At 69.5% G+C, this 6,216-nt stretch carries 5 protein-coding genes; all 5 read right to left on the bottom strand.

The features are described 5' to 3' along the window. A partial coding sequence (locus AB0M20_RS21600; protein ID WP_364300735.1) for a protein kinase occupies positions 1-1,202 on the bottom strand: 1,202 nt, incomplete at its 3' end. 46 nt (positions 1,203-1,248) lie between these two features. Next, complete coding sequence (locus AB0M20_RS21605; protein WP_364300737.1) at positions 1,249-3,237, bottom strand: TIM-barrel domain-containing protein; 1,989 nt, start codon at positions 3,235-3,237, stop codon at positions 1,249-1,251. Positions 3,238-3,245: 8 nt separating this feature from the next. Next, the gene (locus AB0M20_RS21610) at positions 3,246-4,052 is read right to left on the bottom strand and encodes a carbohydrate ABC transporter permease (protein ID WP_364300739.1); all 807 of its coding nucleotides are present in this window, start codon (positions 4,050-4,052) and stop codon (positions 3,246-3,248) included. Then, positions 4,042-4,920, bottom strand: a complete 879-nt coding sequence (locus tag AB0M20_RS21615; RefSeq protein WP_364300741.1) for a sugar ABC transporter permease — start codon at positions 4,918-4,920, stop codon at positions 4,042-4,044. Before AB0M20_RS21615 ends, AB0M20_RS21610 begins: the two co-directional genes overlap by 11 nt. After that, positions 4,904-6,106 (bottom strand): extracellular solute-binding protein, encoded by a 1,203-nt coding sequence (locus AB0M20_RS21620; protein ID WP_364300743.1) that lies wholly within the window; start codon positions 6,104-6,106, stop codon positions 4,904-4,906. The genes AB0M20_RS21615 and AB0M20_RS21620 overlap by 17 nt, the downstream gene beginning before the upstream one ends. Positions 6,107-6,216: the final 110 nt, after the last annotated feature.

The following is a 6,216-nucleotide window of genomic DNA, read 5'->3' on the forward strand; positions in this document are numbered from 1 at the left end:
GACGCCCCGCAGGTGCCGAGGTCGCGGCCGGCGAAGGCCTGCAGGGCCTGCTCGTCCGGATCCGCCGGTGTCGTCGACTTCTCGGGCGACGCCTTCTGCGTCCCGGTGCGGTCCCACCACAGGTAGCCGGTCACTCCGGCGCCGCCGAGGATCAGCAGGACCAGGAGGAAGACGAGCGCGATGCGGCCGCCGCCTCGCTTCGCCGGCTGCGGCGGCGCCATCACGGGATGACCGACGGCGGTCGGGTACGTCCGCGCGGGCGTGTACGCCGGCGCCGGCTGCGGCGCCGGCTGCATCGTGTCCGGCTCGGGCTCGTAGGTGTTGGGCCGCGCGTAGGACGGCGCCGCCGAACCCGGCTGGTAGGCGATCGGCTCGAAGGCGGGCCGCTGGCCGGCCGGCGCCATCAACGTCTGCCGGGCCTGCGCCGCGGTCGGCCGCCGGCGCGGGTCCTTGTTGAGGCAGGCCAGCACGAGGTCGGCGAGCGGTCCGGTCAGGCCGTGCAGCTTCGGCTCGGACTGCACCACGTTCACGCCCACGGCGAGCGGGGTGTTGCCCTCGAAGGCGTACTGCCCGGTGGCCGCGAAGACCATCGTCGAGGCCCAGGCGAACATGTCCACGGCCGGCCCGAGCGGGCGGTTGTCCACCTGCTCGGGCGCCATGAAGTGGGCGCTGCCGATGACCCGGCTGGCCGCCTGGTGCACCTGCTCCCAGGCGCGGGCGATGCCGAAGTCGATCACCTTGACCCCGCCCGGGCCGAGGATGATGTTGGCCGGCTTGAAGTCGCAGTGCACGACGTTCGCCCCGTGGATCGCCTCGAGCGCGATGACGGTCTGAATGGAGAGGTCGGCGAGCCGGCTGCCGCGCAGCGGCCCGCGCCCGTCGAGCACCTCGTCCTGCAGCGTCGGCCCGTCGACGAACTCGGTGACGATGTACGGCGGGTCGGCGTCGAGGTCGAAGGTGATGACGCCCGCGGTGACGAACGCGGCCACCGACCGGGCGCTCTCCAATTCGCGGTTCAGCGTCGACTTGAGCCGGCCGGTGTCGTGGAAGTCGGTGTTCAGCACCTTGACCGCGACCGGCTCGGGGCCGCCGTCGGTGCCGAGATACACCGTCCCCTGGCCGCCCCCGCCCAGCTTTTTGAGCAGGCGGTAGGGACCGACCTCACGGGGATCCCGCGCGCCCAGCTCCATGACACCGCCCATGGATGAAAGTCTCTCGCACGGACGCCACCAGCCACTACCCCGGGGGTCACTCCTTGATCGGGACCGAGGCGTCGTCGCGCAGATAGACCGGGATCTGGTCGAGCGGCGCGTCCTGCTCGATCAGAGAACCGCCGTCGTGGGTCCGGCCGGTCCACACGTGCGTCCAGCGCGCGCCGGGCGGCAGATACACCGGGCGGGACCGCGCGCCGGCGTGCAGGATCGGCGCGACCAGCACGTCCGGCCCGAACATCAGCTGGTCGTCGACGGTCCAGGAGCTCTCGTCGGCCGGGAAGTCGACGAACAGCGGCCGCATCGCCGGCAGCCCCTCGGCCGCGGCCAGGTCGAGCTGCTCGTGCAGATACGGCCGCAGGCGCTCGCGCATCCGCAGCACCCCGGAGATGATCTCGTACGCCTCGTCACCGTACGACCACACCTCGTTGGGTCCGCCGGTCATGTCCCAGCCGGTCGACATCCGCGGCTCCCGGTTGCCGTGCAGCCGGAAGAGCGGGCAGAACGCGCCGTACTGGAACCACCGGATCATCAGCTCGCGATACTCGGGCGAGGCCGGGTCGCCGCCGTGGAAGCCGCCGATGTCGGTGGTCCACCACGGGATCCCGGCGATCGCGATGCTCAGCCCGGCCCGCACCTGGACGCGCAGCGAGTCCCAGGTGGCCGGGATGTCGCCGGACCAGACGGCGGCCGAGTACCGCTGCTGCCCCGCCCACGCGGACCGGCACAACAACACCGTTTCCTCGTTCTCGGCCGCCATCCCCTCGGCGAACATCCGGGCGTTGTCCCGCGGGTAGATGTTGACCGTCTGATAGCCCGGCCCGGCGTGCAGCGACAGGTTCCCGGCGTGACCCGGATTGATCTCGGGTTCGCAGGCGTCCAGCCACCACACGCGTACCCCCAGATCGAAGTAGTTGGCCTTGACCTTGGACCACAGGAACTCCCGGGTGCGCGGGTTGGTCGGGTCGTAGAAGCCGATCGGGCCGGGCACCGCCATGCCCTTGTCGCGGATCGAGGCGACGAACTCGGTGCCCTGGTCGGCGCCGACGAGCATCCCGTTGTCGCGCAGTGCCTCGTAGTTCTCGGAGAGGAACGAAACGGTGGGCCAGATCGACACCATCAGTTTCACCCCCAGCGAGGAAAGCTCGGCCATCATCGCCTGCGGGTCGGGATACTCGGCCGGGTCGAAGCGGTAGTCGCCCATCGCGGTCCAGTGGAAGAAGTCGCTGACGATGACCGACAGCGGCAGACCGCGCCGCTTGTGCTCGCGCGCCACCTCGAGGATCTCCTCCTGGCTGCGGTAACGCAGCTTGCACTGCCAGAACCCGCTGGCCCAGGACGGCAGCGGTGGCGCGTGCCCGGTGGCGTCGGCGTATCGCGCGAGGATCCGGGCGGGTGTGCCGGTGGTGAGGAAGTAGTCGATGCCCTGCGCCTGGGTCGCCGTCCAGCGCGTGCAGTTGTCGGCGAACTCGACGCGGCCGACCGCGGGGTTGTTCCAGAGGAAGCCGTATCCGCGGTTGCTCAGCACGAACGGGATGTTGACCTCGGCGTTGCGCTGGACCAGATCCAGCGACAGGCCCTTGTGGTCGAGGCGGCCGTGCGTGCGCTGGCCCATGCCGTAGAGACGTTCCCCGGGGTACGCGCGGAACTGCTGATGCACCTCGCCGGCGCCGGACCGGTTGCCGTAGAACACGCGGGCGCCCGGCCACCAGTAGTGCTCGCGCTCCTCGGCCAGCAACTCCTCGCCGTCTTTCACGAATCTGACGATCGGGAACGGAAAGCCGTCGGTCTCCGGGATCGACACCTCGACGGTCAGGTCGCCGTTCACCAGGGACGCGGCGTGCCCGTCCACTTTGATGACGGCGGCCGAAGGCGGTTTCTCGAGAAGGGCACCGGCGTCCGTGGCCGGGATGCGCTCACGAGCGGCGCGGACCCGCACGCTGTCCGCGCCCCACGGCTCGATCCGGAGGACCTCGTGCTGGAAACGCACCTCGATGGCGTCGCCGTCGGTGCTGATCGGGTTCACGGCATCTCCTACTTGACTGCGCCGGCGGTGGTGCCCGCCGCGACGTAACGCTGCGCGACCACGAGCAGCACGAGGGCGGGGATGGAGGCGAGCACGGCGGTGGCCATGACCGAGCTCCAGTCGTTCACGTACGACCCGATGTAGGTGTAGAGGCCGAGGGTCACCGGGCGGACGTCCTCGGTCGTGGTGAGGGTGAGCGCGAAGAGGAAGTCGCCCCACGTGAACAGGAACGTGAACAGCGCCGCGGTGATCAGCGCGTTGCGGCTCATCGGCAGCACCACCGAGACGAACGACCGCACCGGCCCGGCACCGTCCACCCAGGACGCCTCGATCACCTCGGCCGGCATCGTGGCCATGAAGGCGCGCAGGATCAGCATGGCGAACGGGATACCGGTGCTGGAGTCGGCCAGGATCAGGCCGGGAATCGAGTTGAGCAGGCCCAGATCGTTGTACGCGCTGTAGAGCGCGTTGGCGACCACGATGCCCGGGACCATCTGGCTGACCAGTACCCCGAGCAGCACCCAGCCGGCGCCCCGGATCCGGAAGTGGGCCAGCGCGTAGGCGGCGGGCGCGGCGATCAGCAGGCTGACCACCACGCTGCCCAGCGAGATCACCAGGCTGGTCACCAGGTGGCCGCCCTGATCGCGCAGCGCCTGTTGATAGCCGCGCAGGCTGATGTCGAGCGGCACCCACGGCGTGCCGACCGCCGAGCCGCCCGGCTGCAGCGACACGTTGAGCATCCAGTAGACCGGGAACAGCATCACGGCCACGATCAGCACGCCACCGGCCGTCCACAGCCATCGTCTAGCTCTCATCGATGGCCCTCCGGTTCGCGCGCAGGTAGACGATCGCGAAGGCGAGCGACAGCACGATCAGGATGTTGCTGAGCGCGGCGCCCTGCCCGAAGTCGAACTCCACGAAGGACAGGTGGTACGACTGTGTGGCGAGTGTCTGGGTGGCGTTGGCCGGTCCCCCGCCGGTGAGACCGAGGATGATGTCCAGCACCTTGAGCGTGTAGACCACACCGAGCACCAGCACGACGCTCACCACCGGGCGCAGCAGCGGCCAGGTGACGTGCCGGAACGCCTTCCAGCCGGTGGCGCCGTCGAGCTCCGCGGCCTCGTACAGCTCGGCCGGGATGCCCTGCAGCCCGCCGTGCAGGATGGTCGCGTTGAACGGGATGCCGATCCAGATGTTCACGATGATGCAGGCGATCAGCGCCAGCGAGGTGCTGGTCAGCCAGCCCGGATTGGCGTGCAGCACCCGGTTGAGCGCACCGTTGTCCTGGTCGAGGATCCAGCGCCAGACGGCGCCGGAGACGATCAGCGGGATCAGCCACGGCAGCAGGATCAGCGAGCGCAGCACCCCGCTGAGCGGGAACCTCCGGCGGAAGTACAGCGCGATGCCCAGCCCCAGCACGAACTGCCCGAGGATCGACCCGGCGGTGAACAACACGGTGTTGAGCACCGCCCGGTCGAACACCGCCGACCCGATCACCTCGGAGTAGTTCCGCAGCCCGACCCACGGCGCCTCGCCGGTGTAGAACGTGCGGGTGGTGTACTCCTGGAACCCCATCAGCACGTTCTTGATCACCGGATAGGCGAAGAACGGAATCAGGTACGCCAACGCCGGAACGAGGAAGAGCAGCTGCAGGGTCCGGTGCCGCTTAGCCGTTCTGGGCATCGGCCAGCGCCTTGTCCGGGGCGACGCCACCGGCCAGCGCCGACTGGACACCGGTGTAGATCTTCGTCGCCGCCTTCGGCCAGTCCGCGCCCAGCTCGCCGGTGCGGGCCCGCGCGTCCTGCACCAGCTCGCTGAACGCCTTCATCGACGGCTGCTCGCCGACGAACTGTCCCTGCAGCGCGGTCTTGGTCGGCACGGTCTGCCGCTCCTTCGCGATCAGCAGCTGGTTCGCGTCGGTGTTCAGGCACTGCACGATCTTGGCGGCGTTCGCCTGCCGGTCCTTGCTCGAGGTCTGCGGCACCGTCCAGGTCTCGCCGCCGAGCGGTGCGATCGCCTTGCCGCCGGCCGCCGGCGCGGGGATCGGCACCACGTCGTACTCCAGCGTCTTGACCTCGTTGAGCACCGGGAACTGCCACGGGCCGTTCACCATCATCGCCGCGTTGCCGGCCTTGAACTGGTCGTTGACGTCGGCCTGCCCCCAGTTCACCACCGACTTCGACGCGGAGCCGTCCTTGACCAGGTCGACCCAGAGCTGCAGCGCCTGCGCGACCTGCGGGGTGGCGATGTTCTTCTCGTCGCCGCCGTTCGACCACATGAACGGCAGGAACTGCCACGTGCCCTCGTAGGTGGCGGGCGCGGAGAAGGCCACGCCGTACCGCTTGCCCTTGGTGAGCTTCTTGGCCGCCGTCTTGAGCTCGGCCCACGTGGCCGGCGGGGTGACGCCCGCCTCGGCGAGGATCTTCTTGTTGTAGAACAGGCCGATGGTGTTGGTCACCGGCTGCAGGCCGTAGAGCTTGCCGTCGAACGTGGACGCGTCGACGACGCCTTTGACGTACCCGTCGGCGTTGAGCCCGAAGTCGCCGAGCGGCGCCAGGGCGCCGGTCGCCGCGATCTGCTGCAGGTCGGGGTTGTCGAGCATCAGGACGTCCGGGAGGGTACGCGAGGAGCTCTGCTGCAGGACCTTGGCGATGAGGGTGTCCCCGGGCACCGCCTCGCGCTGGATGGTGACGCCGAGCGGCTGGGCGCACGCCTCGAGCACCTTCTGGTAGACGGTCTTGTCCGGCTCGTTGCTGTAGTAGTCGAGCACCCGCAGGGTCTTGGCGTCGCCACTGTCGTCCGAACCGCCGCTTCCGCAGCCGGCCAGGGCCAGCACGGTTACGGCGAGGATCACGTCGAGTCGCTTCATGGGAGCAGTCCTTTCGAGTCGTCGATACGTATCGACAAGTGGCGCAGGAGACGATGCGCCTTCGGCGGTGAGGGTCAGGACAGGACGGTTTTCCGCCGCGTGAGGCGCGG

This window comes from Actinoplanes sp. NPDC051633, from assembly GCF_040681735.1.
Lineage (GTDB): Bacteria > Actinomycetota > Actinomycetes > Mycobacteriales > Micromonosporaceae > Actinoplanes.

Coding starts and splice junctions, on each gene's coding strand:
- AB0M20_RS21610 (WP_364300739.1), bottom strand. CDS start 4,052: ATGAGAGCTAGACGATGGCTGTGGACGGCCGGTGGCGTGCTGATCGTG.
- AB0M20_RS21615 (WP_364300741.1), bottom strand. CDS start 4,920: ATGCCCAGAACGGCTAAGCGGCACCGGACCCTGCAGCTGCTCTTCCTC.
- AB0M20_RS21620 (WP_364300743.1), bottom strand. CDS start 6,106: ATGAAGCGACTCGACGTGATCCTCGCCGTAACCGTGCTGGCCCTGGCC.